At 32.4% G+C, this 26,286-nt stretch carries 21 protein-coding genes and 2 pseudogenes; 10 read left to right on the top strand and 13 right to left on the bottom strand.

The features are described 5' to 3' along the window. Positions 1–253: 253 nt before the first annotated feature. Together C1I91_RS07000 and C1I91_RS06995 are read right to left on the bottom strand one after the other, a co-directional pair. Positions 254–802 carry a hypothetical protein gene (locus C1I91_RS07000; RefSeq protein WP_128212222.1) on the bottom strand — a complete coding sequence of 183 codons (549 nt, stop codon included), beginning with the start codon at positions 800–802 and terminating at the stop codon, positions 254–256. Between the two features lie 436 nt (positions 803–1,238). Further along, positions 1,239–1,436 (bottom strand): alpha/beta-type small acid-soluble spore protein, encoded by a 198-nt coding sequence (locus tag C1I91_RS06995; protein WP_128212221.1) that lies wholly within the window; start codon positions 1,434–1,436, stop codon positions 1,239–1,241. 319 nt (positions 1,437–1,755) lie between these two features. Here C1I91_RS06995 and C1I91_RS06990 point away from each other — a divergent pair, with 319 nt between their 5' ends. Next, positions 1,756–2,148 carry a hypothetical protein gene (locus C1I91_RS06990; protein WP_128212220.1) on the top strand — a complete coding sequence of 131 codons (393 nt, stop codon included), beginning with the start codon at positions 1,756–1,758 and terminating at the stop codon, positions 2,146–2,148. Between the two features lie 82 nt (positions 2,149–2,230). On the opposite strand, the gene C1I91_RS06985 is transcribed toward C1I91_RS06990, so the two are convergent. After that, positions 2,231–2,488, bottom strand: coding sequence for a hypothetical protein (locus tag C1I91_RS06985; RefSeq protein WP_128212219.1), 258 nt, complete (start codon positions 2,486–2,488; stop codon positions 2,231–2,233). 241 nt (positions 2,489–2,729) lie between these two features. On the opposite strand from C1I91_RS06985, the pseudogene C1I91_RS06980 reads away from it, so the two are divergent. The 4 genes and pseudogenes from C1I91_RS06980 to C1I91_RS06965 all read left to right on the top strand — a co-directional run bounded on the left by C1I91_RS06980 (position 2,730) and on the right by C1I91_RS06965 (position 7,847). Further along, positions 2,730–4,489 (top strand): annotated as a pseudogene (locus C1I91_RS06980) (methyl-accepting chemotaxis protein). Positions 4,490–4,508: 19 nt separating this feature from the next. Further along, entirely contained in the window at positions 4,509–5,537 is a 1,029-nt protein-coding gene (locus C1I91_RS06975; protein ID WP_128212218.1) for a TRAP transporter substrate-binding protein, read from the top strand. 360 nt (positions 5,538–5,897) lie between these two features. Further along, positions 5,898–6,245 (top strand): P-II family nitrogen regulator, encoded by a 348-nt coding sequence (locus C1I91_RS06970; RefSeq protein ID WP_128212217.1) that lies wholly within the window; start codon positions 5,898–5,900, stop codon positions 6,243–6,245. Between the two features lie 96 nt (positions 6,246–6,341). Beyond that, on the top strand, positions 6,342–7,847 hold the full coding sequence (locus tag C1I91_RS06965) for an ammonium transporter (RefSeq protein WP_128212216.1): 1,506 nt from the start codon (positions 6,342–6,344) through the stop codon (positions 7,845–7,847). Positions 7,848–7,895: 48 nt separating this feature from the next. Here C1I91_RS06965 and C1I91_RS06960 read toward each other — a convergent pair whose 3' ends face one another. Then, positions 7,896–8,498: a DUF421 domain-containing protein gene (locus C1I91_RS06960; protein ID WP_238475939.1), complete on the bottom strand. Its 603-nt coding sequence runs from the start codon at positions 8,496–8,498 to the stop codon at positions 7,896–7,898. A gap of 564 nt (positions 8,499–9,062) precedes the next feature. Here C1I91_RS06960 and C1I91_RS06955 point away from each other — a divergent pair. Beyond that, positions 9,063–11,087 carry a carbohydrate-binding protein gene (locus C1I91_RS06955; protein ID WP_128212215.1) on the top strand — a complete coding sequence of 675 codons (2,025 nt, stop codon included), beginning with the start codon at positions 9,063–9,065 and terminating at the stop codon, positions 11,085–11,087. 211 nt (positions 11,088–11,298) lie between these two features. On the opposite strand, the gene ltrA is transcribed toward C1I91_RS06955, so the two are convergent. The 8 genes from ltrA to C1I91_RS06915 all read right to left on the bottom strand — a co-directional run bounded on the left by ltrA (position 11,299) and on the right by C1I91_RS06915 (position 20,247). Further along, positions 11,299–12,708, bottom strand: coding sequence for a group II intron reverse transcriptase/maturase (gene ltrA, locus C1I91_RS06950; RefSeq protein ID WP_205694286.1), 1,410 nt, complete (start codon positions 12,706–12,708; stop codon positions 11,299–11,301). A 462-nt stretch (positions 12,709–13,170) separates the two neighbouring features. Beyond that, positions 13,171–13,659, bottom strand: a complete 489-nt coding sequence (locus C1I91_RS06940) for a flavodoxin family protein (RefSeq protein ID WP_128212214.1) — start codon at positions 13,657–13,659, stop codon at positions 13,171–13,173. 237 nt (positions 13,660–13,896) lie between these two features. Beyond that, on the bottom strand, positions 13,897–14,412 hold the full coding sequence (locus C1I91_RS06935) for a hypothetical protein (protein WP_128212213.1): 516 nt from the start codon (positions 14,410–14,412) through the stop codon (positions 13,897–13,899). A 337-nt stretch (positions 14,413–14,749) separates the two neighbouring features. After that, the gene (locus C1I91_RS06930; protein WP_128212212.1) at positions 14,750–15,991 is read right to left on the bottom strand and encodes a HAMP domain-containing sensor histidine kinase; all 1,242 of its coding nucleotides are present in this window, start codon (positions 15,989–15,991) and stop codon (positions 14,750–14,752) included. A 12-nt stretch (positions 15,992–16,003) separates the two neighbouring features. After that, positions 16,004–16,705: a response regulator transcription factor gene (locus tag C1I91_RS06925; protein ID WP_128212211.1), complete on the bottom strand. Its 702-nt coding sequence runs from the start codon at positions 16,703–16,705 to the stop codon at positions 16,004–16,006. 46 nt (positions 16,706–16,751) lie between these two features. Then, positions 16,752–16,883, bottom strand: a complete 132-nt coding sequence (locus tag C1I91_RS29335; protein WP_275051648.1) for a hypothetical protein — start codon at positions 16,881–16,883, stop codon at positions 16,752–16,754. Between the two features lie 160 nt (positions 16,884–17,043). Beyond that, positions 17,044–19,548, bottom strand: coding sequence for an ABC transporter permease (locus C1I91_RS06920; RefSeq protein WP_128212210.1), 2,505 nt, complete (start codon positions 19,546–19,548; stop codon positions 17,044–17,046). A gap of 12 nt (positions 19,549–19,560) precedes the next feature. Next, the gene (locus tag C1I91_RS06915) at positions 19,561–20,247 is read right to left on the bottom strand and encodes an ABC transporter ATP-binding protein (protein WP_128212209.1); all 687 of its coding nucleotides are present in this window, start codon (positions 20,245–20,247) and stop codon (positions 19,561–19,563) included. A 378-nt stretch (positions 20,248–20,625) separates the two neighbouring features. Between C1I91_RS06915 and C1I91_RS06910 the strand changes: the two are divergent. The 4 genes and pseudogenes from C1I91_RS06910 (at position 20,626) to C1I91_RS06890 (ending at position 24,630) form a co-directional block, all read left to right on the top strand. Continuing rightward, positions 20,626–22,164: pseudogene (locus C1I91_RS06910) on the top strand (spore germination protein). After that, positions 22,161–22,679: a Ger(x)C family spore germination protein gene (locus C1I91_RS06905; RefSeq protein WP_128212208.1), complete on the top strand. Its 519-nt coding sequence runs from the start codon at positions 22,161–22,163 to the stop codon at positions 22,677–22,679. Before C1I91_RS06910 ends, C1I91_RS06905 begins: the two are co-directional and overlap by 4 nt. Positions 22,680–22,704: 25 nt before the next feature. After that, the gene (locus C1I91_RS06900) at positions 22,705–23,307 is read left to right on the top strand and encodes a Ger(x)C family spore germination C-terminal domain-containing protein (RefSeq protein WP_128212207.1); all 603 of its coding nucleotides are present in this window, start codon (positions 22,705–22,707) and stop codon (positions 23,305–23,307) included. A 231-nt stretch (positions 23,308–23,538) separates the two neighbouring features. After that, positions 23,539–24,630, top strand: a complete 1,092-nt coding sequence (locus tag C1I91_RS06890; RefSeq protein ID WP_128212205.1) for a GerAB/ArcD/ProY family transporter — start codon at positions 23,539–23,541, stop codon at positions 24,628–24,630. 439 nt (positions 24,631–25,069) lie between these two features. Here C1I91_RS06890 and asd read toward each other — a convergent pair whose 3' ends face one another. Continuing rightward, positions 25,070–26,146, bottom strand: coding sequence for an aspartate-semialdehyde dehydrogenase (gene asd, locus C1I91_RS06885; RefSeq protein WP_128212204.1), 1,077 nt, complete (start codon positions 26,144–26,146; stop codon positions 25,070–25,072). Positions 26,147–26,286 lie beyond the last annotated feature (140 nt).

Below are 26,286 nucleotides of genomic sequence, written 5' to 3'. Positions count from 1 at the left end.
TATCCTATTTATTTTCCTTTGTCAATGTAAATTTTCTATTAATATTTTATAAAATTTTCACATCTTTCTATAGTTTCTTCATAAAAATAAAATTTATTCTTTATATCTATTTTTTTCTTGTATCAGCTATATAAATATATTTGGGCTCAAAAGCTTTATACCCTTAAATCCAATTATTTTAATCATTTCAATCTATTAAAGCCATCTCTAGTACTATAGAGATGGCTTTAATATTAAGAACTTATTTATCTTATTAAGTAAATTGTATATCTTTTCTATACTTCTGTAGTTTATCAACTGCATCCTGATAAAAATATTGGTTTAGATTCTTTTTCATAAATTCAAGAAACTGGCTTGTTAAATTATTTGATATATCTAATTTTATCTTTATATCATAGCACTCTACGATCAGTCGTCTTGTTATTGAGTTAAATCTAATGTCTGTTACCTCATTCCATTTTATAAATTCAACGGTTTTAAGAATATTTTTATATTCTATTCCATCATCGTTCACATATACTGAAGTATTTTTCGAATACATCAAAATATATGAACCACAGATAAGAGAAGTTAATCCACAAGTTACTACTAAAGCCTCCAAAATTATGATATTAATATAAATGCCTATTGTAAATAGAATAATAGATAGTGCAATTAAAATAATTCCATATAAAAAGTACTGTTTCTCCTCTTTTATAAAAACTTTGTTACTACTTTCTTCATCATTCAATGAAGTATAATTTAGATACATGCTTATCCCCTTTATGAGAATTCCAAGAGAAATCAAAGCCATCAATACCATTTCTAATCACTCCCTAAACCATATTTAATTTTAACCCTCCTATATATTTTTAGAGGAGGCTTTAAAAGCATATATTTCTTTATGACTTAGCACATCTATAGTATTCTATAAAAAAAGGAAAATTCCTTCCATTTTTTTTACAGATAAAAAATAGTGGAATACCTTTCTAATTAATTTATAACTTATTTTTATAGAAATATTATAAAGTTTATTTTAGACTATATTTATAGTGGCTCTATATAGGCGTACACATTAGTCTTACTCATTACTAGGCTCATTACTTACCATAATTTTTATCTAGCTCATATTCTATTAAAAAAACAACAAGACAGCCTCAGTTGTAAGGCTGCCTAAATTAATTTAAATGCTTTTAATATTTAAATCATAAAGATGTACTATGATAGATATTCTTCATAATAATTAAATTATAAAGAAATTACTTTAGACCATTTTCATAGCTTTCTATCATTTTCTTAACCATGTATCCACCAACTGAACCATTTTCTCTTGAAGTCAAATCACCATTGTAGCCCTCAGTTAAATTAACTCCTAGTTCTCTTGCAGTCTCAAACTTGAATTGACTTAATTTTTCTTTTGCTTGTGGAACTAAAACTCTATTTCCTCTGCTTGCCATGATAATGTCCTCCTTCATATAATTTATTTTTTTGTTACACTAGTATGTTGCTCTTTATTTGATTTATTATTATGTGTTTCTATTGGAATTTTGCTTAGCATTATCCATTACTTCAAATAAAATAATATAATAAAATTCAATTTAATGTTGAAACAGCTAAATTACTAGTAACAAGATGTATTAATTCTGCATATATTGTATTATGAGCTAATTATTATAGATTTACTAAGTAATTTATTTAACTTTCACAACTAATTTATATCAAAATTTCTATAACGTTAGCCCAAAACTTTAGGATGAAATTACGAGGTGTAAAGAGATGGCATGTAGTAATAATGAAAAGCAAAAAACTCCAACAGAGATTTATGAGTTAATAAAAATATTGATCCAAAAGCAAGAACAATTCCAGGCTCAGTTGCAGGAACAATTACAGCTACAAGAACAACTACAGGAACAGATTCAACATCAGTACCAAGATCAACATCAATATCAGGACCAGGATCAACATCAAAATCAAGGTCAATCAGATTATGAAACAGATAGCGTTACTTTTGGCGATATAGGAAATAATACCGTCAAAGTTAATATAGATAACTATTCTATAGCAGTACTAGCATTAGTATTTCTTGGCTTATCAAAAGGTGCTTTAGAAGGCGATGATCTTAAAGGCTATATCGATGCTTTAATAACAAAGAGTAGTTTTTCAGAATAATATTTTTAAATGGAGTCTAGAGGATATCTCTAGGCTCTTTAAAATATTTTTAAAAGAACAAATAAATAAGTTAACCTTAACTCTAAAATTTAAAAAGTATCCATTTACATGTACATATCTCATATTTTATCTCATATAATCTTTCACTTCCCCCTATTATACTCTGACAGGTAAAGATAAGCATATCATTTCCTGCAATACGTTCCTTATCTAATTTCACAACTCTATCAATTTTTATTACATAGTCTTTATCATCTCTAACTTTAAATCTTACAGGATGAGGTTTTCCGCTTATATCAAACCAAGCCACCACTTCTATATTTTTAGCAATGATCTTCATCACAACACCACCCGCACATATGTTCGTATATTGTATATATTACCAATGTCTTCTTATATTATCAATATATTTAATTAAAATAAATTTTTTCTTGTTATTTATTTAACTTGCCAATTTCTATACAGTTTCATTAAGTAACACCGAAAATTAATATATAGAGTTTCTAACTCAACTATTAGCTTATATATGACCGAAAATCATCAAAACCAGCGATTTTCGATTAAGTATAAATTAATTTTCTATGCATGAGCTCTTCAATACCCACACACAAATAAATACGACTCAAGAAAGGATATTTTATATGTTGAATACCCCTAATAAAAAAAAGCGAAGAACAAGTATAAAAGTTAAGTTAATTGGAATATTTGCAACCATAATCATTTTAATGTCTGCAGAAATTTTCTTACTTAGCTACAACTCTTTCAGTACTAACAAGAAATACGAACAAGTTCTAAGTGACATCAACAATGCAAATAAAATTGGAGATCAAATTGCAAACGTGAACAAAGAACTATTAGATGTTCAGTTTGGTAGTAAAAAAATCTCTGAGGCAAAGTATAGACAAACTATTAAGGATATAAAGTCAGAAGCCATGACTATTTTACAATCCGAAGGTTCTGAGGACTCTAAGATATCCATGTATCAGATATACAAATTGATGGATTCTGTAAGCCAAAGTATTGACTCAACTGAGGCAAGCATAAACTCAAATAAGTCAGAGGAAGCAATAAAGAATTCTCAAAATGTAGGAAACATAGTCGGTTATGTCAAGGACTATTCTCAAAAGTACATACTTCAAGCTATAGCTAATAGTGAAAACTTAAAAAAGCAAATATCAAGCAGTGTTACAAGATCACTTATATATAGTCTTGTTTTATTTGCAGTGATTTTAGTTATCTCTATAGTAAGCTTAAGCATACTGTCCTTTAATCTTATAAGGCCTATAAAAGAATTGAAAAATAAAGCCACTGAGATATCTAATAATAACTTATCTATTGATAGAGTTGAGGTCAAAACAAGAGATGAACTATTTGATCTAGCAAATGCTTTCAATGGAATGTTAGACAATCTCAGAAATATAATCCTTAAGCTAAGTGCTGCTAATAACAATATAAATTCTACTTCACTAGAACTTAATAACACTTCAAATCAAAATAGTGCTGTTGCAGAAGAAATAAGCGCCACTTCTACAGAAATTGTTAACAGCATAAATATACAAAATCAAAAGGTTTCTGAGACGGTGAATAATCTAGACCATATGTATACTTCTTCTGAAAGAATTATAGAAAAATCTAATAAAATACTTGAAAATGCTAATACTTCAGATGTATTAGCAAAAGAAGGAAATAAAAATATAAGTGAATTCTTAAGCCAATTAGAAATAATAAAAAGTTCTGCAAATGATACATCAAGCATAACAGATAGGCTTAACTCCAGCGCTCAAGAAATGAACTCTATTGTAAATACAATTACCTCATTGGCTTCACAAACAAATCTTTTAGCACTTAACGCAGCAATTGAGGCTGCTCCGGTGAAAGCGGAAAGGGCTTTGGTGTAGTTGCTGAGCAAGTTCGTAAACTAGCAGAGGAATCATCTCTATCTGCTCAAAAGATAGGTAATATCGTAGCTAACTTTAAAACTGAAACAAACCTTATTAATGATAAGATGAGTGAAAGTATTAACCAAATATCAATAGGAAGCTCTATAGCTGAAAAGACAATGATTAACTTTAAGAATATATCACACTCAAATGAGGTTGTTAATAGCGACATACATGACATCGCAGCTCAGATTAATAATTTCACAAAAACTATTAAAGATATTTCTATTAAAATGAGCGAAGTAAATGATATATCAAATGATAACTTTAGATCCAGCTCTGAAATATCTGATGCTATAAGCCAGCAAGCTAATAGCCTGTTAACTTTGGTGACTTCTGCTACAGAATTAAATGACCTATCTGAAGAGCTTAACGAAGCTGTTAAGCATTTTAAGCTTTAATTACTAAGGAGGTATTAATATGCAAAAGAAACTAATATCACTATCACTACTGCTTGTTACTCTACTGACTTTTGTTGGCTGCAACTCAAGTATTCAAAGTAATGTGTATTTAGATATGATTAATAATAAAGATTCAAATAAAAAAATATTGCTTCTAGCAGAATCTCAGTCCAAGGACTATCCTACTACTCAAGGAGACAACGAATTTGCTAAGCTAGTAAAAGAAAAGACTAATGGCAGAATAGAAGTTAAAGTTATTACTGGTGGCGGTCTGGGAAGCGAAAAGGACACTTTAGCTCAAGTAAGGATGGGAACTATAGACTTTACTAGAACTAGCATCTCTCCCCTATCTAGCTATTCAGACATAATGAACGTCTTATCTCTGCCTTATTTATACAGAGATAGTGATCATATGTGGGCAGTACTTAACGGCTCTATAGGTAAACAAGCTCTCGAAGATATACAAAAAGCAAATCTAGTTGGTTTGGCTTTTTATGATTCTGGTTCAAGAAACTTTTATAATAATAAGAGAGAAATAAAATCAGTATCTGACTTAAAAGATTTAAGAATAAGGGTTCAAGAAAGTGATCTGATGAAAGCACTTGTTTCTTCACTTGGAGCTACTCCAGTGGCAATGGATTCTGCTCAAGTTCTTCAAGCTTTAGCTTTAGGACAAGTAGACGGTGCTGAAAATAATCCTGCTACTTATTTTTCCTCAAACCAATTTAATGTTGCAAAATATTACACAATTGATGAACACTCTCGAATACCAGATATACTTGTAGGAAGTAAAAAGGTAATGGACGGTATTTCAAAAGAAGACCAGGAGATAATAAAGAAAGCTGCTGAAGAGTCAGTTGAAGTTCAAAAGAAAGCTTGGAAGACTAATGAAGACATCATGTTAGATAAGATGAAGCAAGCTGGTGTTAAAATAACTCAACTTGATCAATCCTCAAAGGATTCCTTTAAAAATTCAGTTACTCCAGTATACGAAAAATTCGGTAGTAAATATACTGATTTGATAAAGCAAATTGATCAAACTAAATAGCTATAAGAATCACTGAAGTGTCTTTCTTCAGTGATTCTTTTTTTTGCGCATCTGGATTTTCTGAACATATGCGAAAAAATTCTGCTAGGTTACATATTCTTATTTTTATTCTTAAAAAATATATCTTAAAATATAAAACGTTTTTATTTATCAATTTACGATTAATTAATAGCATAAAAGTAATTTTTTTAATTTTAAATCCATTTTTATAAAAATTTTACTTTTATGTTTTATTTAGTTTTTTCAGAAACTATAATTATTTCATAAAGCAAAGGCGCTTTCTCAATAAGGAGAATTCGCCTTTTTTTCATTCGTAAACTAAGTCCTTATATTTAATATTTTATACAGGAGGGATCTTCAATGGGAAAAATAACAAAAATAGAGATCATAACCAGGCAAAGCAAGTTTGAAGAGCTCAAAGAAGCTCTTAACGCTATCGGCATTACTGGAATGACCGTGACTCATGTATTGGGCTGCGGACTTCAGAAAGGAAAGACAGAGGTATATCGCGGAAGTAAGTTTAAGATAGACCTATTACCAAAGGTTAAAGTAGAAATTGTGGTTCATACTGTTCCTGTGCAGGATGTAGTAGATACCGCTCAAAAGGTTTTGAGAACTGGACAAATTGGTGATGGTAAAATCTTCATCTCATCCATAGAAAATGTAATAAGGGTAAGAACAGGTGAGCAAGGCGGGGACGCATTATAGCTTATAAATCTCTTTAAGTAATCTACTTTTTTTATCTATCCTTTAGCTATTTATATTATTTATATTTTATTAAAAAACTTTGGGGAGGAATTATAAATGAAAAAATTATTAAAATTTACGACGATATTTCTTTTCTGTGTATGTTTCTTTGGGGTTATAGCATATGCAGCCACACAAGGAGACCCAACTGGAGCAACTAAACAAACTGTAAATGAAATTGGTAAAAATGCCAGCTTAGATGATGTTGCAAAAACAGCAGCTTCTACTAAAATAGGTTTAAATTATGTATGGATGATACTATGTGGATGTCTTATATTCTTCTTTCAAGCAGGATTTGCAATGGTTGAAACAGGCTTCACTAGAGCAAAAAATGCCAATCATACTGTGGCAATGAATTTGGTTGTATTTCTTGTTGGCCTTGTTGGATTTCTAGTTATGGGCTTTGCAATAATGTTTGGTGGTGTTGGAGATGCTCCCGTCTACGCTCTGGGAGGGCATATGCCCCTTGATAAAGAATTTGCCTTAGGCGGATGGGGCCTATTTGGATATAAAGGTTTCTTACTAGCAGGAGCTGCATACGATGTAGGAGTGTTTGTCTATTTCTTTTTCCAGATGGTATTTATGGATACAGCTTGCACAATTCCTACTGGAGGTGTTGCAGAAAGAGTAAAATTCTCCGCTGTAATATTAAACTCATTATTTATTTCAGCTATATACTACCCTCTATATGGAAACTGGGTATGGGGAGGCGGATGGCTTTCTCAACTAGGTACAAAACTTAGCCTTGGCCATGGGGTTGTTGACTTTGCTGGTTCATCGGTAGTTCACGCAATGGGTGGAGCCGCAGCCCTAGCTGGAGCTATAATAATAAGGCCTAGAATAGGTAAATTCGATAAAAACGGAAAGGCCACTGCTATACCAGGCCATCATATACCTATGGCAGTAATAGGAACAATAATTCTATTCTTCGGTTGGTTCGCATTTAACGGTGGTAGTACTCTTGCAGGAAATGACTTAAGATCAGCCATAGTTATAGTAAATACAATGATTGCTGGAGCCTTTGGAGGACTTGTTGCAATGTTCTACGTATGGAAAAGGTATGGCAAGCCAGATACTTCAATGACCTGCAATGGAGCCCTAGCTGGACTAGTTGCAATTACAGCTCCATGTGCATTTGTAAACAGTATATCAGCAATAATAATTGGTTCTATAGCTGGTTTGTTAGTTTGTGTAGCTGTATCCATAATCGAAAATAAATTTAAGATTGATGATCCTGTTGGAGCCTCTTCAGTGCACCTTGTTAACGGACTTTGGGGTATGATAGCCTTAGGCTTATTTTCAGACGGTACTTATGGAGATGGACTAAATGGAGTTGCTGGAGGAGTAAAAGGTCTATTCTACGGTGACCCTGGCCAATTATTCGCTCAACTTATAGCTGTAGCAGTGGTTATAGTCTTTGGTGTAGGAAGTCAGCTTCTATTCTGGAAGATAACTGATAAGACAATGGGTATAAGAGTTAAGGCAGAAGATGAAATAACTGGACTTGATATTCCTGAAATGGGTGCTTTAGCTTACAATGAATTTGAGCAAAAGACATTATAACTTTAACCTTTAAAAGGGCTGTTACCAAAAGTATAACAGCCCCTTTACTTATTTAAGTTTATTTGGATTATTCTTTAAATCTGGATTTTTTATCTCCCCTAGTATGCTCTTATCTAAATCACCATTCTTATTTATCCTATATTGTTGTATCTTAGACTTCAATTCAGGTATTTCACTTAGTATATCAAAGAATTCTCCCTTAGTAAGAGGTTTCATATCATCTTTCAATTCATATCCTATTTGTCCACTTACCTCTATGGTAGCATATTTAACCTCATCAATTGAAGAAACACCTATCTGTCTTAATCTTGTTTCAAGTCTATCTACCGTAAGCCTTAGTTTTTTCATATTTTCAGTATTAAGTTTTCCATCATCAATTACAATGACAGCTTTTCCTGAGAATATATTTTCAATAAAATTAAACTTCAATTCTAGGTACTCTAATATTAACATGAAAATCACCAAAGTAAATGCCGCTATAAAGGTCAATGTTAAGCTCTTATCAGCCAAAGGCTGTATGATTAATTCGCCCATTCCTATCATTACAACAGTCTGTGCTATAGTCATCTGAGATATGGATTTTCTTCCACCAAGCCTTAAGACTAATGTTCCACAAAAAAATATCACCATAGCCTTCCAAATCAAACTCATGGATATATACACTCCTTTAAAAGGTCAATTTTAATAATATAGCAGTACACAAATATATAATTAGTAATAGCTTTATAAAATATGTTAAATATATAGAATAACCTATTATCTTTATATAAGTTATGTGGCCTGCCATATCTTTCTCATATACATTCGGAAAGGCAGATATGCAAAAAATCACTAAAAAAAATCGTTTTAGTGATTTTTTCATCTTTTTGTAAATAATATCTTTACTTTTTCTAAAATTGATTATACAATAAAGATGAAAAATAAATTTATCAATGATACATATCTATTCGTAGCAATCTTTATAATTAACCTACCGCAAATTATGATGTTTATAATCTATTGTTATTCATTATCACAATCTCAGCATATAAACTTTTATCACCATAATAATACTTGCAGCTGTATCAACTATTATTTTTTACTCGTTTGTGCAAACGTTAGCATGTACATATTCCTAAAGAACTTCACACATACATATTTGCACAAACACACAATAAGCTAATGTTTTCGCTTTTGTGCAAACGTTATACCAATTTAATTAAGGAGGGTGATTTAATGAAATCACTAAGAAAAAAAATTCTCTCTTTCTCTATTAGCCTTGCTATGCTATCATCTTTAACTTTTACTCCTGCTGGACAGTATGTATTTCTAAACTCTACCCCTGAAGTAGCTCATGCTGCTACCACTTACAACTTACCAACAAATACAAAGGACGGTGTTATACTACATGCCTTTGACTGGTCCTTCAACACCATAAAAAGCCAGCTTCCAGACATAGCTGCAGCTGGGTATAAGTCCATACAGGTCTCTCCTGTACAAGGAACAAAGGATACAAGCACAGATCCTTCAAAATGGTGGTTGCTATATCAACCTACTAACCAATCTGTAGGCAATGCTCAACTTGGTTCTTACGATGACTTTAAAGCACTTTGTACAGAGGCGAAAAATTATGGTATTTCAATTATAGTGGATGTTGTAATGAACCACATGGCTAATAACGGAAATAACGATCAATTGGACTCTTCTGTTGACCCAAGCTTTAAAAATTCTAGCTACTATCACAATCAAGGACAATGCTCTAATTGGAATAGCAGAAATGATATAACTCAAAAAGGAATAGGAATGCCTGATTTAAACACTCAAAATACTGATGTACAGAATAAAGCAATTACTTTCTTAAATCAGTGTGTAGATGCTGGTGCCAGCGGCTTCAGATTTGATGCAGCTAAGCATATAGAAACTAATATAGGGCTAGACGCTAATCAGCCTTGGAGCGGAAACTACTGGACAAATGTTTTAGGAAACTTACACAACAAATCTAGTCTTTACATCTATGGAGAAATACTACAAGACGGTACAGTAGACAATGTATCTGCTTATGCATCCTTCATGAATGTTACTGCTAGCAATTATGGTGGTAGCTTAAGAGGTGCAATAACTTCTAACAATCTCAATATCGGTAATGGCATGGGCGGACTTACCAACAAGGACTGCGTTGATTTTGTTGAAACTCATGATAACTATGAAGATGGTACAAGTAAAGCATTGACTAATTGGCAAAGAACAATGGGCTGGGCTATAGCTGCTTCAAGAGCTAATTCAACTCCTCTATTCTTTGATAGACCTACAGGTTCAATCGGTAGCGCTGGTGAAACCCTTTGGAAGGATACAAACATAGTAGAAGTTAATAAATTTCATAATGCTATGGTTGGTCAAAATGAATATTTAAGATGGACTAATAATAATCAAACTATGCTTATAGATCGTGGAACATTAGGTACTGTAATAGTTAATGCTGGTGGAAGCACTTATTTAAACTCAGCAACTAATCTTGCTAATGGGACTTATACTAACCACGGAAGTGCAAGTTGTACATTAACTGTTTCAAATGGAACCATTGCTGGAAACATTCCTGGCAATTCAATTATAGTTCTATATAATAGCACAACTCCAAATCCAACACCTACTCCTACTGATAGAGTTACTTGGACTCCAACTACACCTGTAGTAGGAAGCACTGTTACTGTCACTTATGATTCATCAAACTCAGCTTTAAAGGGCTCTTCATCAGTTACAGCACATTGGGGGTATGATAGTTGGAAGGGAACTACAGATACAGTGATGACTAAAGCTTCTGATAACCTTTGGAAAGTTACTTTAACAGTTCCTACAGCAGCCACAAATCAATTAAATCTTTGCTTTACAAACGGCTCTACTTGGGATAGTAATAACAGTGCAAACTGGTCTATATCCGTAACCAAGTCAGGAAGCAGTACAATAACTTATCCACGTGCAGGTTATACCGTTGACTATGATAGCAGTACTTTAGTTAAAGGTGGAAGCTTTACTATTTACTATAAAGGTACTTTAGCAAATTCAAGCAAAGTACTACTTCATTGGGGTACTAATGGTTGGGCAACTGTAACCTCTACTGATATTTCCATGACAAAGAGATCCGATGGCTTCTGGCAAGGAACAATAACTATTCCAACCACAGCAACTCAACTGGACTTTGCCTTTACTGATGGAACTAACTGGGACAACAACAGCAGTAAGGACTGGCATTTGACAGTAAACTAATAACTTGCACTTTCACATTTTAAAGTATATATAGGGAACCAACTTCAGCTATTAATTTATACATGCAATAAAATCCCCAAAAGCCGGCATTATATAACAAGTATAAATTAAGTTTTCATATAGGTTCCCTAATCGAGTAGGAGCTGAATAATTATTTTATTCAGCGTCCTCTCACACCACCGTGCATACCGGTCTGGTACACGGCGGTTCTTTAAGTTGAATGAATTTTAATATATTGATGCGTTAGGCTTTTTAAGCCTAAGTCCGAGAAGAATTTATTTGTAAGAGTTGTGTTTAATATTGCACTATTTGCTACTCGCCAGTATCCTTTGCGGGTATTGGCAAACTTTATAGCTTCGTAGTGTTCAAGTCCCAGCTTCTTAAGGTTTTTATATCTAGTTCTAACTTTCTTCCACTGTTTCCATATACACATTCTTAATCTTTTCCTTATCCAAATATCTAAATGCTCCACTATTCCTTTGCATTTGGCTATTCCATAATAGTTAATCCAACCAATATTAATTTGGTTCAATTTTTCTATTCTTTGTTCCAAAGTTATCGGTTTTGATCTAGATAGGACTTCTCTGATTTTATCTTTGTATCTCTTTAATGATTGCTTTGATATAGATGAGTATGCTTTACCAAACATTAGGTTTAGCGTGAATCCTAGAAACTTTCTCTTCCAAGGTCTATCTACTGCACTTTTATCTCTGTTCACCTTCAATTTGAGTTTGCCTTCAATGAAATTTGTTATATTTTCCATTACTCTTTTCCCAGCTCTCTCACTTTTAACATAGATATTACAGTCGTCCGCGTAGCGACAAAATTTATGACCTCTCATTTCTAACTCTTTATCTAGTTCATCTAGCATTATGTTAGATAATAGTGGACTCAGCGGTCCTCCTTGTGGGGTTCCTTCTTCATTTCTGACCACTACACCATTTATCATTATTCCTGACTGAAGATATTTCCTTATTAGGGATAATACCCTCTTATCCTTAATGCTTCTTGATAATTTATGCATTAAGATATCATGGTTAACCTTATCAAAGAATTTCTCTAAATCCATATCAACAACCCACCTATAGCCATCATTGATATACTGTTCTGCTTTCTTAATTGCATCTTTAGCTCCTCTTTGAGGGCGGAAGCCAAAGCTACTTTCAGAGAATCTTCTATCATAAATACTATTTAATTCTTGAGCAATAGCTTGTTGGATAAGTCTATCCAAAACTGTAGGTATACCTAAGAGCCTAGTTCCACCATTAGGTTTTGGAATTTCTACTCTTCTAACTGGCATTGGTCTATACTCACCATTAAGAATACTTTCTCTAATAGATATCCAGTTTGTTTTCAAAAATTGTTTAAGTTTATAAACTGTCATTCCGTCCACGCCGTGGCTACCTTTATTAGAAATTACTCTTTTAAGAGCCAAGTTCATATTATCCTTGGATAATATCCTTTCTAGTGAGCCATATTCAAATCCACTGATTTTCTCCTTTGGAGTTGCCGAGAATTCTCTATGCACTCTTTGCTTATCTTCGAGTTCCACTCTATCTTGGGCACTAGAGCCTAAATATTTAGTTTTCTGCAATCTTTGAGTATTCTGCGAAACTTTCAAACTTGAAAAACCTCCTTAAAGTTCAGTCCTTCATCCGCTATCGCGATTAGCGGAGTTACTATGACTTCTGCTGACTTCTGATAGTTCAGTTACATATCGCTATGTAGGTTACCGCTTAGAAATTCATCTTTGTTAGCGATGTATCTATCAGACCTCCCCAGGTAAGAACAACAACCTTCATCTCATATATCTGCTACATTTACTCCTAGGAATTGGGATAGTGTAGGACTTCGTTTTGTTTAGCAAACTCGTCCGTCCCTAGTAAGCCTTATATGTAGTTCGTGTCCCTCAGACCGAGACTTTGCCTTAGGCTTCCTTCAGATTCCACCTCACGATGGACACCCTTGCCCTTAGCTAGTGGTTCCCACTACCAAGCCCACAGCGGACTTTCACCGCCAAGTTGTTGCCCATGCTGGGCACACTAAAAAGGGCACTGAAGCTAAAATTCTTCAGTGCCCTACCTTAAAAACTCTGTCTTATAGATTTTATCCATTCTTTTGCCTTTAATAAATTTCCTTCTTTATCTTTTTTTAATGGATCCTCAAAAGCAATCTCTCCTAAAAACTGATTGTCTTTCAATTTTTCCTTGAAGTCAGAGAAGGTCTTTCCTTCCTTACCTCCACCATGGCAGCAAAATAAAGCAATCTTCTTATTACTTATATTATTGTTTTCTAAAAATGTATTAAAAACAGGAGCAAATCTACTAGCCCATACCGGCGTGCCTAAAACAATAAGATCATACTGAGACAAATCTGCTGATATAGGTTGTAGTTCTGGTTTTTCTTTAAACATAACCTGTTTTCCACCCCATAAGAACTTCTTAAAGCCTGTTGTAGGTATTTGTTTAACTGGTATAAGCTCTACTATATCCCCTTCTAACTCTTCATTAATAGAATTTGCTATAAACTTAGTGTCACCCTCTAGAGAGTAAAAAATTATTAATGATTTCATACTTATCAATCCTTCCGCTCTTTAATATAAGCTATGTTTAATAGTATTATTGAAATTAAGTTCTTATAAATAAGATGCTATATGAGCGAGCTATTAGCGCAAGCATCTCAGTACTGACCACTTAATTTCGATACGGTACTTTAACAGAGCCTTAATATAATATATATAAGTTCCTTACAATATTTATTATAAAATAGAGCTATTGAAAAGCACTATATACAAATGTAATCGATTATATTACTTTTTATAGCTAACACTGTATTTAGTAACTCTATCAATATGCTCCATAACATAAATTCTTTTTTCATCTTCATTAAAAAGTAATATTACATAATCATTTTTTTTAGGTTTAAAATAGTATAAGCTTTTGTCCTGTAGCCTAGGTTTATATTGATTTAACATAGCTTTTTTAGTTCCATCTGAAGCTTGGTACTTTTTAAGTTGCTCTACAAACTTATTTACTTCGTTCTGACTATCTTTATCAACCTTTTTCCACTGATTGAAATCCGTTATTTTCATTGCATTTGTCTCATCGTACTCTAAAATAGAATAGGCTTTTCCATCCAAGGGTATTGCATTAATATCTGATAGTACCTTAATTTCACGCTTAGGCTTTGGAATATCAATACTGAAATTGTCCTTTAACATAAATCTTATGCTTGATAAATACTTATAAGTGCTAATAATTTGAAAAGTAAAAAAAATAACCATAATAGACACGATAAAAAAAATCTTTTTTGATGGCTTTCTCATACTACCTCTCCAAAGCTTTATTAATTAAATAACCTATATGAATTTTATAAAGGTGATATTTTATTTTAATATATGTATTTCATAAAGTTTATATTTTAAAAAGCAACTAGATCGGGGTAATCCAGCTGCTACTTTATTGGGGGATCAATAACGTTAAAAGATCATTTGCAATGTGCATTTCGCTAATTTCTTTATGTCTAAATCCTATGATATTATTATAAACAATAAATATTAATAAATTATATCCTTTGTGATAATAATGTGTTAAATATTATTAAACTTTTAATTTAATTACCATAAATGTTATATATTTTTTGTGGATAGCCACAAATGCTATTTAGTATCTATGAAAAGTTAATATAAACTTTGTACCAACTCTTACCTTACTTTTGGCTTCTATAATTCCGTTATGGGATTCAACTATAGACTTTGCTAAAGCTAACCCAATGCCTATGGAATCTCCTTTTTTTGAACTTCTAGCTTTATAAAACCTTTTAAATATATTAGGCAAGTCCTCTTCATTTATTCCTTCTCCAGTGTCTTCAATAGTAATTCTAGTATATATAGGATTTTCTTCTAAGTTTATTTTTATCTTTCCTCCACTTGAGGTGTGCTCTATTCCATTTTTCACTATATTTATAAGTGCCTCTTCAAGCCATAATCTATCATGGTAGAATATAATTTCCTTGTCATTTTCAAATTCTATGTTGACTTCAGACTCATTAGCCTTGGTCTCTAGAGCATATATAGCTTCTTCAATAGTCTCATTCAGGCTTTGTTTTTCCTTATCAAACTCTATAGCTTTAGCATCCAATTTTGCTAGCTTTAGCATGCTCTGTATAAGCCAGTTCATTCTATCAAGCTGTCCTTCGTTGTTAGTAAGAAAAGTGACCCTCTGCTCTTTTGAAAGTTCTTTGCTTAAAAGAATATCATTGTATACCATCATAGATGACAATGGTGTTTTTAGCTGATGGGATATGTCAGAAAGCAAATCCACCAAAAACTGCTTTTCTTTTTTCAGTTCACTTATATTGTTTCTTATTATTTCCTTCATAGAGTTAAAAGAAACTGCTAGCTTAGAAAAGTCTCCTTCTCTATTCTCACTTATATTAATATCATATTCTCCCTCAATTACCCTTCTAGCTCCTAAAGTTAAAGCTCTTACCTTATTGTAAAAAAACGAGTACTGAACATAATTAAGAGCTAACAGTACAATTGTAATAATTAGAAATACTGCAACTATGCTATAATTATTCTTAGCTATTATGTCATCTATATATGGAAAAAGATGACTTTCTAACTCCTGTGTCATTCCATATTTTTGTAGCAGAAGCTCCCCCCTTGCTCTCTCTTCTTTATTAGCTTCCCTTGTAACAAGAGGTATTATTTCACTTTCTAGCTCTGGATTCTTATCCACTACTCTTGCGGTTATTGCTCCAACACTTTTTATGTAATCTGCTTTCAAATTGTTATTATATATATTTATAAAAATTAGGGTCATACATAAAAATAAAGTTGTTGATAAAAAAAGAATAACTGAGCTCAATCTAAGCTCAGGATTTAAATAGTATTTCTTCATATTAAGTTCTCCCTACGCTAAACTAATTACTTCTTTGTTCCACTTATAGCCTAAGCCTCGTTGTGTCACAATATATTCTGGCTCCTTAGGATTATCCTCTATCTTTTCTCTAATTCTCTTAATATAAACCGCCAAGGTGTTTTCATCAAAAAACACTTCTGGTCCCTCTATAAGTTCTTCTAATATTTTATCTCTCTTCATCAGCACTCCAGAGTTATTTATAAATATCAAAAGAAGCTTGTATTCCTGGGCTGTTAAAATAATCTCCTTATTGTTTTTAGCAACAGTAGCACTAGAGATATCTATTATAATATTTCCACTCTTCAACCTGTTGTTCACTGATTGAGTCTTAGCTGATCTTCTTAAAAGCACCTTAACTCTAGATAAAAGTTCTCTTACCCTGAAGGGTTTTGTTATATAATCATCCCCTCCAATCTCCAAACCTAGAACCACATTTACTTCCTCATCCAAAGCAGTTAAAAACATTATAGGAACATCACTTTTCTCTCTTATTTCCTTACACAACTCATATCCACTGCCATCAGGTAGATTAACATCAAGTATTATTAAGTTTACGTTGTTATGTCCAAAAAGCTTTCTTCCTTCCTCTAAGGTTGAAGCTCTTAAGACTTCATATCCTTCATCCTTAAGAGTAAACTCTATTCCAAGAGCAAGGGATTGATCATCTTCTACTAAAAGCAGTGTATTTGCCATAGTTCACACCTCGTAACTTATTTCAAATTTGTTTCACATACCTATATTATATAGAAACCCCATATTTTTTCAAATCTTCACTGCAATTATCATAATTGCTGCTAATTAATTCTTTAGCAAAAAACATTAATCCTATACATAAGTATACCGCTTTAATTATTTCAACAAATTTATTCATCTTCATTTCTCCTTAGTATATTATTTTTTATATGCTTTCCATGCTTTAATTATATATACTTAGGCAGCTCTACTCTATAAATATAGGCTTACAAGAAAAAAGTTTGCCTTACAAATCTGTAAGACAAACTTTTTTTACTCTTTAGAAAATTACATTTTCTTTATTCTTCTCTTATAGCTTCAATTAGATTTGATTTTTTAATCCTAGAAAGTGGTGACAACACAGATAGGTATCCAATCACTAAGGATGCTACTAGAGAAATAGCTATTGCACCAAAAGGTATGTTCCATCCAAATTCTCTTACATCGGATAAACCTCTATACATTAGATAAGATAATCCACTACCTATTATAGATCCATAGACTGTACCAACCACTGCATAAAGAATCCCCTCTATGCCAATCATCTTTTTAAGACCCTTTTGTGTAAGTCCAATAGACTTAAGTGCTGCAAACTCTCTTTTCCTTAATATTATATTTGTTGTAATTGTATTTATTATGTTTACTGAACTTATTAGAGAAATAACAGTAATAAATCCATATATAAGAATTTGAAGCATTAAGGTGCTTGACTTTTCTCTTCTGTTATAATCAATTTTATTGTTTAAATCATCTGATTTAGTTACTGATTTTATTTGCTCTTCAACAGCTTTATCATTTTTTATATCTTTTATTTTTATAAGTAAGGTTCTTGGATTAAACTTATCCCTACCTGTAAGTTTTTTATTAACAGCTTCAGTGGTTATGAACTTCAATCCATCTGGAGTTCCACTGTTGTCAAAGGGTTCTGCTGATAATATCCCTAGGACCTTAACAGTTTGAATCTTTCCTTCTCCAAATTTTTTTGGTTCCTCCTGCTTTGTATTTTCTTCATTACTATCATTAGGATCAATGCACTGTACAGGAATCTCATCCCCAACCTTCACTTCTGCTAAAGCTCCAATATAGCTCTTCTTACTATTCATATTGTATATCTTATTCTTATTTACTAAAATCACACCATTTTCTTTATTTAATTTATCTTTATCTATACTGCCTGAAATCAAGTACTTTTTTGAAGCCTCCAAAGCTTTATCCTCATAGGTCTGTATACTTGATTCCATAAGAGTTTGTTCTTTTCCATTATAATTTATCTTCTTATATACATCACTTAATCCCTTTACTTCTTTTAATTCCTTATTTTTATCAATTACTGCATAAAAAGAATCATAATTATAAACCTTATAGATTTCACTAACCGAATTAAGCTTCTCTACATCCTTTGCTACTGCATTCATATCTGTAGGATTGCTATTACTACCATTACCATAGAATGTGAAATGTATATCTCTTGATTCATTTGGCTCATTAGTTACCCTTAAAGACATATCCATTAGAGAACTGAAGGATATAAATAGCACCACACTTATTACAATTGAAAATATGGTTATTCTATATCTTTTTTTGTTTCTTTTTATATTTTTCGCTGCCATAGCTCCTTCAAAACCAAATAACTTTTTAATAAGCTTGTTGTCTGTTTTTTTCACTTTTCCCTTAGTTATTATAGTTCTACTGCTTATAGCTGACAAAGGCGATATTCTACCTGCAAATATTGCTGGAAGCAATGCTGACAAGTATACAGATACAACACCTACTAAAAAGCTAATAAAAAGTACCATTGGGTCTATGACAATTCTTGCTGTCAGTACAGAGTCTTTTCCTATTAACGTAAACACTACATATAATATTGACATTGCAATAATTCCAAAAACTATTCCTATAGGTACTGCTGTGAGAACCAATATTGTAGCTTCCTTAAGCACTATGTTTCGTATTTGTTTTGGTGTAGTTCCTACGGCCCTTAAAAGGCCAAATTCTTTCATTCTTTCCACTACGCTTATTTGGAAGGAATTATATATAACTGCTACAGTACAAACTACAACTATTGATATTACTATTACTAGAACCATATTTAATCCACTTAGCATGCCTGAGTCTTTTCCTACTCCTTCAAGCATTAGTACCGGATCATTGGAAAATACTTTTTTTGAGTCACCTATAGCTTTAAGCTCCCTTACAGCCTTTTTCATATTAACTCCAGACTTAATCTGAGCAAACAAGGTAGCATTATCTTTAGATATGTTATCATTTCTTGTAAATATTCTTGCCTTACTTTCTGGGTCAATAGAATAATTATTCTCTAATACACCTACAAGCTTGTATTCTTTATCGTTAAGCTTTACCATATCACCTATTTTAACTTCCTTACCTAAGTGATTAACAACCCATCTCTCAATAACAAATTCATTTTCATTTTCAGGCATTCTTCCCTGCTTAATCTTAAGAGGTAATAAGTCTAAAGCTTTATTTGTAGTTACTATCTTACTAGCAATAACATCTTTATCTAGCTTAATTTCATCCTCTACTTTATAATAGCCATATTTGCCAACCTTAGGATTGTTGATGACCTTACTGAAAACCTCTGGAGTTGTATCCTTATACATAACATGAAAAGAACCATAGTTACTTATAGCCTTGTCTAGCTCCGTTTGCTGCATACCTTTAAAGAATAACCCTATGGTTGCAATAAGTGCCACTGATAAAACTATCCCTATCACTGTAAGCAGGGTTCTCTTTTTATTAGCCTTCATATATCGTACTGTAATTTGTTTATAACTGCTTATCATCGCTTTTCCCCCTTAATTACTCTTTAATGTTTTATCAGAAATTATGGCTCCATCCTCAATAGTGATTACTCTATCTGCCATAGCTGCAATATTTACATCATGAGTTATTAGTATTAAGGTTTGATTGTACTTTCTTGCAGTAAATCTTAAAAGTTCTATTACTTCTTTTGAGTTCTTACTATCAAGATTTCCTGTTGGCTCATCTGCTAGTATTATTGAAGGTTTATTTAAAAGAGCTCTTCCTATTGATACTCTCTGCTGCTGGCCACCTGAAAGTTCTGAAGGTAAGTGTCCTTTTCTATCAGTCAGTCCCAATATCTCTACTATCTCATCCAAATAATTCTTATCTATCTTTTCATTGTCTAAAAGTGCTGGAAGTGCTATATTTTCTTCTACATCTAGTACTGGTATAAGATTGAAGAACTGAAATATGAAACCTATCTTCCTTCTTCTAAATATAGCTAGCTTTTCTTCCTTATAATCATATATACTTTCACCATCTATAATTACCTTACCGCTGGTTGGTAGATCCAGCCCTCCTAAAAGATGAAGCAAAGTGCTCTTTCCAGAACCAGAAGCCCCTACTATAGCCACAAACTCTCCTTTATTTACCGTTAAACTTACATCTTTAAGAGCCTCTACCTTGTTGTTGTCTTTTCCATAGGTTTTATTCAAATTTTCCACCCTTAATATTTCCATATTATAAATCTCTCCCTTAATTTTTTTATATACCTAAAGCTTGATATATTATTGTATAATCCTGTACTTAGCCTATCAACATGCTGCACTAAACATAATTATTGAAGTCAACTGTTCACATCTAACTCTAGTAAAACAACTAAACATAAACTGTGATTTGTTTAAGCCTCACTTCAGACTATGTTCTAATTATATCCATTATCTTTCTTCAACTCTATGTCCTCTGTCTTACAATATAAAAGGTAATCTTACAGAACTGTAAGATTACCCATGTTTGAATACTAACTTGTCATCCCAAAGTACCATCTCTATTTAATTAACAACGTATAACAGAAAAAATATGAGGTACACTACCTATAAGAATTGATTATAGGAGTGATGATGCTATTGAATACTGATAATACTTCCAATAATAGCAATGAAAAAAAATCGCTATATAGTAGACAACTAACATCATCTTTACAGGAAAATACTAAGCTACTTAAAGAAATTTTTTCAAAGGATGATACCTTAAGGATACGTAATATCGAAAATCCTAAGATGCCTTCATTAAAATGTTCCATAATTTATATCGATGGAATGGTCAGCAACGACTATATGAGTGAAAACATTATAAAGCCTATCTTGAATGCCGATCTTACAATCGAGATTCAAGGAGACGCATTATTTCAAAAACTATTAAGCCAAGTAATGCCCTCTGGTGATATAAAAAGTTCTAATGATATCAATGAGATTTTAAATTGCATTACCGCTGGTGATACTTTAGTCTTAATTGATGGTTCCTCATCATTATTAATAGTAAATTCAAGAGATTTTAAAACTAGAGCAATTTCTGAACCAGGCTCAGAAAAATCTATTCGAGGTCCAAAGGAAGGTTTTACATAGTGTCTCATGATAAATCTTACGCTTATAAGGCGAAGAGCTAAAAATCCTAATTTGAAATTCCATTTCAAACAGATTGGTGCAGACACTAATACCACCATATGTTTGTGCTATATAGATGGCATAGTTCAAGATAAAATTCTACAGGAGGTCATAAATAGATTAGACTCTATTTCTATTAATAGCATAATAAGCACAGAATACATACAAGAATTTATTAATGATGCTCCGCTTTCTCCTTTTGAAACTGTTGGCAGTACAGAACGTCCAGATGTTTTAGTTGGGAAGCTATTAGAAGGAAGAGTTGGAATAATGATTGATGGAAGCCCTTTTGCACTTACAGTTCCATTTTTATTTATAGAGTACTTTCAGGTAGCTGAAGATTATTATAATAACTTTATCTTCATGTCCTTCAATAGAATTTTAAGAATTGCTAGCTTTATACTTTCAATATCTATTCCTGCTCTTTATCTATCTTTAGTAACTTATAATCAAGAGATGATACCAACTAACCTTCTACTAAGTATATATGCCTCTAGAGAAAGCGTACCTTTACCAACAGTATTAGAATCAATAATTATGATTTTGGTCTTCGAGGTACTAAGAGAAGCAGGTACTAGGCTTCCTTCTGATATAGGTGAAGCTATAAGCATAGTAGGTGCCTTAGTTCTAGGTCAAGCCGCAGTAGATGCAAGATTAGTTAGTGCTCCTATGGTTATAGTAGTTGGCTTAACAGGTATAGTAGGACTTATAAACATGAAAATAATAGGTGCATCAATAGTAGTGAGGTTCATATTCCTTATATTATCCGCCTTCCTTGGAGTATATGGCTATTTATTTGGAGTAATAGTGCTTATAGTATACCTTATGAGTTTAAGATCCTTTGGCGTAGGGTATATGAATACCGTTGGAAGTATAAGCTCTGAAACCATAATAGACTCAGCCATAAGAGGGCCTTGGTGGCAGCTTAATTTAAAAGAATTTAAAATCTCTGTAAAAGGTAAAATTATAAATAGAAGCAGGGCTAAAAAATGAAGATATTTAAATTTATTTCTATTTTATTAATACTTTCTATTACCCTTAATCTAACCAGCTGTTGGAACTATAGAGAGATTGAAAGCATGTCCGTGGTATCAGGAGTGGCTATAGATAAGGTAAACTCTGGTGATGAATATGAGTTAACGGTAGAAATAATCAAAATAAAAGCTGAAAAAACTATGGCAAATAAAGCAGAATACATTACACTAACAGGCAAATCCATGTTTGATATCGCTAGAAATATGATTACTGTCAATAATAAAAAACTATATTGGAGCCATGCAAAATGCATAATTATTAGCGAATCAATAGCTCGAGATGGAGTTAGCGATATTATAGATTGGTTTGTTAGGGATGCTGAAATCAGAACTGATATGTATTTGCTAGTATCAGGTGAAAAAACCGCTAAGGAGATACTTACATCTCCATCAAGAGATTCAAAAATAATTTCCTTAGATCTTGCCAACCAGCTTAAAAACGAAAAAAATAGCTTCAAGAGCTCCTATTCTTGATCTTTGGGACTTTATTGACAGCCTAATGCAAGAAGGTAAAAGTGCTTCTGCCCCAAGAGTGATACTAAACAAAAAAAATGAAACCCTAACTCCAGGCATAGAGGGGCTTGCTTTATTTAAGAAAGATCATCTAGTTGGAATGATAGATGGAACTACTACTAAGTACCTGCTATTTGCTCTAAACAAGATTAAGGGGGGCATTTTAACCTTCTACCTAAATAATGAAAACCCAATTGCCTTGGAAATATTTAAAAATAAAACAGTAGTAAAACCTGTTATAGAAAACGATAGTATTAAAATTAATATTTCTACGGAGACTTGGGTAGCTCTAGCTGAGGATCAACCAAGAATAAACTTTCACACTGAACAGGAGAAACGCTCTTTAGAAAAGGACACTTCTATTATGCTTGAACAATCAATATATAATTCTGTAAGGAAGATACAAGACGAATATGGTTCGGATATTCTAGGTTTTGGTTTAAAAATACACGAGGAAAAACCTACTGCATGGAAAGACATTGCATCTAACTGGAATTCGCTGTTTCCAAAGGCGCAGGTGTCCGTAACTTCCAAAATAAATATAAAAAATAGCGCTACTACCTCTAAACCAATAATAATAGGTGATTAGAATGATAATTTTAGTTATTTTATTTTACATTACTATAGTGTTTTTTGATCAGATAAGCTTATTAAAACAAGGATTAAAGAAGGATTTTTATGTTAGCTCAGCTCTATGTTTTATATCCTTTATTATAGCAGTATTAATAACCTTTAATATTAACCTCCCAAGTCCAGCAAAACCTTTAGAACACTTAATCAAATTTATTTTAAAACTATAAATTATCAAAGGTGGTGTACCATGGAAAAAGAAGTAGTTTACGATAGTTATGCAGTAACTATTGTTATTTTATTTATATTTGGCAGCACCTTAATATTAGGTACTGCTGGAGAAGCTAAAAATAATAGCTGGTTAGCAATCATACTAGGACTAATCATGACTCTTCCTATGGTTTATATATACAGTAAGCTTCTATATTTATTTCCTAAAAAGGATCTATTCGATATATTTTTAATATTGTACGGAAAATATCTAGGAAGATTTTTCTGCATATTATATACATGGTACTTCTTTCATCTTGGTGCTCTAGTAATTCGTAATTTCGCAGAATTTATGAATACCTTAGCACTACCAGAAACCCCTATGATAGTTACAACTATGTTTATGACTTTGATAGTAATTTGGAGCTCTACAAGAGGAGTGGAGGTATTAGCTAGAAGTTCAAGGATGCTATTCATAATGTGCTTAACAGTTATAGCCCTAATAGCACTTATTTCAATACCTCAGATGTCCTTTCACTATCTAAAGCCCATAGGAGAAAACCCAAAGGATATATTTAGAGGCGCCTTTTCAACCTTCTCCTTTCCCTTTGCTGAAATCGTAGTCTTAACTGGCACATTTTCTTGTTTAAAGGAACGTTCTTCCGCCTTCAAAGCATTACTAAAAGGAGTATTGATTGCAGGCTCAATCATACTATTTACTTCAGTTAGAAATTTACTGATACTAGGTCCTAGTTCCGTAGGCATACTATATTTCCCTGCTTATGTGGCTATAAGTAGAATTCATGTTGGAGAGTTGCTTCAGCGTTTGGAAGTTTCCGTTGCAATAGTTTTTGTAAGTTCTATTTTTATAAAGACTAACTTCTGTCTAATAGCTGCCAGCAATGGATTAAGTAAAATATTTAATCTTAACAGCTACAAATCACTTTTAATACAAACAGGCCTTCTCATGAGCTACTTTTCCTACATAATATACGATAGCTCTATGGAAATGTATCGTTGGGCTACAGAAGTATATAAATATTATGCTTTTCCTTTTCAAGTTATAATACCTATGGCTACTATTATTGTAGCTCAATTGAGAATAAAGAAACTTAATCTTGAAACCTCCTGATTTATTTAGTACTGTTTACACTAAATAGATACTATAAAGCCTTGATATTGCTATGTTTGTCTAATTAAAGACTTTATACTTTCCTAGACAGTAAAAAAGCTACTCTCCAACTAAAGAGTTCCTATATCAAAACTTAATTTATACTTGTTATAAAATCCCCACTTCAGGTGATCATCAGTCACGTATAAATCAATAGTTGAGTTTTAGGTATCCTTTACGAAAACTTAATTTATAAATGTTTGATAATCCCGGCTTCTGGGGATTATCAGGCACGCATAAATTAATAGTTGAAGTTGGATACCTATAGGAACTCTATAAATTGTGAAAAATAGCTTTTTAATAAATATAGAATGCTTTAAATAATTCTCAATTTAGTGCATAAGTCTAGTGATATAATTAATTTGTTAAAAATACTGTTTTATTAGAATAAAATTACCTATTATAGATATCCTTGAGCCTTTAATAGTTCTGCAATAAGAACTGCCCCACCTGCTGCTCCTCTTAAGGTATTATGAGAAAGACATACAAATTTATAATCATAAACCTTATCCTCTCTAAGCCTTCCCATAGATATTCCCATACCATTTTCAAAATTTCTGTCTAGCTTAGTCTGAGGTCTATCTGCTTCCTCAAAGTAATGAAGGAACTTCTTTGGAGCACTTGGGAGATTCTTAACTGCTTCAGGTATATTAAAGTTTTCCCATAACTTAATTATCTCTTCCTTTGAAGGCTTATTTTCAAAACTTACAAATACTGCAGCTAGATGTCCATCAGTAACTGGAACTCTTATACATTGAGTTGTTATAACTGGTGAGCTCGTATCTTCTATCTTTCCATCCTTTATCTGTCCCCATATCTTTAATGGTTCATTTTCGCTCTTTTCTTCTTCTCCACCTATATATGGGATAACATTGTCAAGCATTTCTGGCCAGTCTTCAAAGTTCTTACCAGCTCCAGATATAGCTTGATAGGTACATGCTAAAATTGACTTTGGATTATATTCTCTTAGTGCACTGATGGCAGGCACATAGCTTTGAATGGAACAATTAGGTTTTACAGCAATGAAGCCTTTTTTAGTTCCAAGTCTTTCTCTTTGACTTTTTATTATCTCGATATGATCTCCATTTATTTCTGGTATAACCATAGGAACATCCTTAACCATTCTATTAGCTGAGTTACAAGAGACTACTGGCACTTCATGCTTTGCATAAGCTTCCTCAAGCTCCTTTGTTTTTTCCTTACTAAGAGATACGGCGCAAAAAACAAAATCTACCTCTTTAGAGATTTCCTCTACCTCAGCACCATCTTTTACTACAATAGTTTTCAAAGCTTCTGGAATAGCCTTTGCCATCTTCCATCTATCCTTAACAGCTTCTTCATAGGTTACTCCAGCTGATCTTCTACTAGCAGCTATAACCTTAACCTCGAACCAAGGATGATCTTCTAAAAGAATAGCTAGTCTCTGACCTACCATTCCTGTTCCACCTATAAGACCTACTCTTAATTTTTCACTCATATTTCTTCACTCCTATTAAATTCACTCAGTATATTGTATTCAAAATAAAAATATAGTTTATTAGGTTTGATTCTGTATTTCTCTGTAAATACATGGTATCATGTATGTAGATATTAGTAAAATTGAAAGTTTCGATTGAT

The sequence above is a fragment of the Clostridium manihotivorum genome, assembly GCF_004015185.1.
In the GTDB taxonomy this organism is placed as follows: Bacteria; Bacillota; Clostridia; order Clostridiales; family Clostridiaceae; genus Clostridium_AR; species Clostridium_AR manihotivorum.
Note: the sequence above shows the minus strand (reverse complement) of the source record. Positions and strands in the feature narration are given on the sequence as shown.

What these genes read in the sequence shown, in the direction of transcription:
- C1I91_RS06930 (WP_128212212.1), bottom strand. Translation starts at nt 15,991, where the DNA reads ATGAAGAAATACTATTTAAATCCTGAGCTTAGATTGAGCTCAGTTATT.
- C1I91_RS06925 (WP_128212211.1), bottom strand. Translation starts at nt 16,705, where the DNA reads ATGGCAAATACACTGCTTTTAGTAGAAGATGATCAATCCCTTGCTCTT.
- C1I91_RS06990 (WP_128212220.1), top strand. Translation starts at nt 1,756, where the DNA reads ATGGCATGTAGTAATAATGAAAAGCAAAAAACTCCAACAGAGATTTAT.
- C1I91_RS06905 (WP_128212208.1), top strand. Translation starts at nt 22,161, where the DNA reads ATGAAGATATTTAAATTTATTTCTATTTTATTAATACTTTCTATTACC.
- C1I91_RS29335 (WP_275051648.1), bottom strand. Translation starts at nt 16,883, where the DNA reads ATGAATAAATTTGTTGAAATAATTAAAGCGGTATACTTATGTATAGGA.
- C1I91_RS06975 (WP_128212218.1), top strand. Translation starts at nt 4,509, where the DNA reads ATGCAAAAGAAACTAATATCACTATCACTACTGCTTGTTACTCTACTG.
- asd (WP_128212204.1), bottom strand. Translation starts at nt 26,146, where the DNA reads ATGAGTGAAAAATTAAGAGTAGGTCTTATAGGTGGAACAGGAATGGTA.
- C1I91_RS06920 (WP_128212210.1), bottom strand. Translation starts at nt 19,548, where the DNA reads ATGATAAGCAGTTATAAACAAATTACAGTACGATATATGAAGGCTAAT.
- C1I91_RS06970 (WP_128212217.1), top strand. Translation starts at nt 5,898, where the DNA reads ATGGGAAAAATAACAAAAATAGAGATCATAACCAGGCAAAGCAAGTTT.
- C1I91_RS06900 (WP_128212207.1), top strand. Translation starts at nt 22,705, where the DNA reads ATGCAAGAAGGTAAAAGTGCTTCTGCCCCAAGAGTGATACTAAACAAA.
- C1I91_RS06995 (WP_128212221.1), bottom strand. Translation starts at nt 1,436, where the DNA reads ATGGCAAGCAGAGGAAATAGAGTTTTAGTTCCACAAGCAAAAGAAAAA.
- C1I91_RS06915 (WP_128212209.1), bottom strand. Translation starts at nt 20,247, where the DNA reads ATGGAAATATTAAGGGTGGAAAATTTGAATAAAACCTATGGAAAAGAC.
- C1I91_RS06890 (WP_128212205.1), top strand. Translation starts at nt 23,539, where the DNA reads ATGGAAAAAGAAGTAGTTTACGATAGTTATGCAGTAACTATTGTTATT.
- C1I91_RS07000 (WP_128212222.1), bottom strand. Translation starts at nt 802, where the DNA reads ATGGTATTGATGGCTTTGATTTCTCTTGGAATTCTCATAAAGGGGATA.
- C1I91_RS06985 (WP_128212219.1), bottom strand. Translation starts at nt 2,488, where the DNA reads ATGAAGATCATTGCTAAAAATATAGAAGTGGTGGCTTGGTTTGATATA.
- C1I91_RS06935 (WP_128212213.1), bottom strand. Translation starts at nt 14,412, where the DNA reads ATGAGAAAGCCATCAAAAAAGATTTTTTTTATCGTGTCTATTATGGTT.
- C1I91_RS06940 (WP_128212214.1), bottom strand. Translation starts at nt 13,659, where the DNA reads ATGAAATCATTAATAATTTTTTACTCTCTAGAGGGTGACACTAAGTTT.
- C1I91_RS06960 (WP_238475939.1), bottom strand. Translation starts at nt 8,498, where the DNA reads ATGAGTTTGATTTGGAAGGCTATGGTGATATTTTTTTGTGGAACATTA.
- C1I91_RS06965 (WP_128212216.1), top strand. Translation starts at nt 6,342, where the DNA reads ATGAAAAAATTATTAAAATTTACGACGATATTTCTTTTCTGTGTATGT.
- C1I91_RS06955 (WP_128212215.1), top strand. Translation starts at nt 9,063, where the DNA reads ATGAAATCACTAAGAAAAAAAATTCTCTCTTTCTCTATTAGCCTTGCT.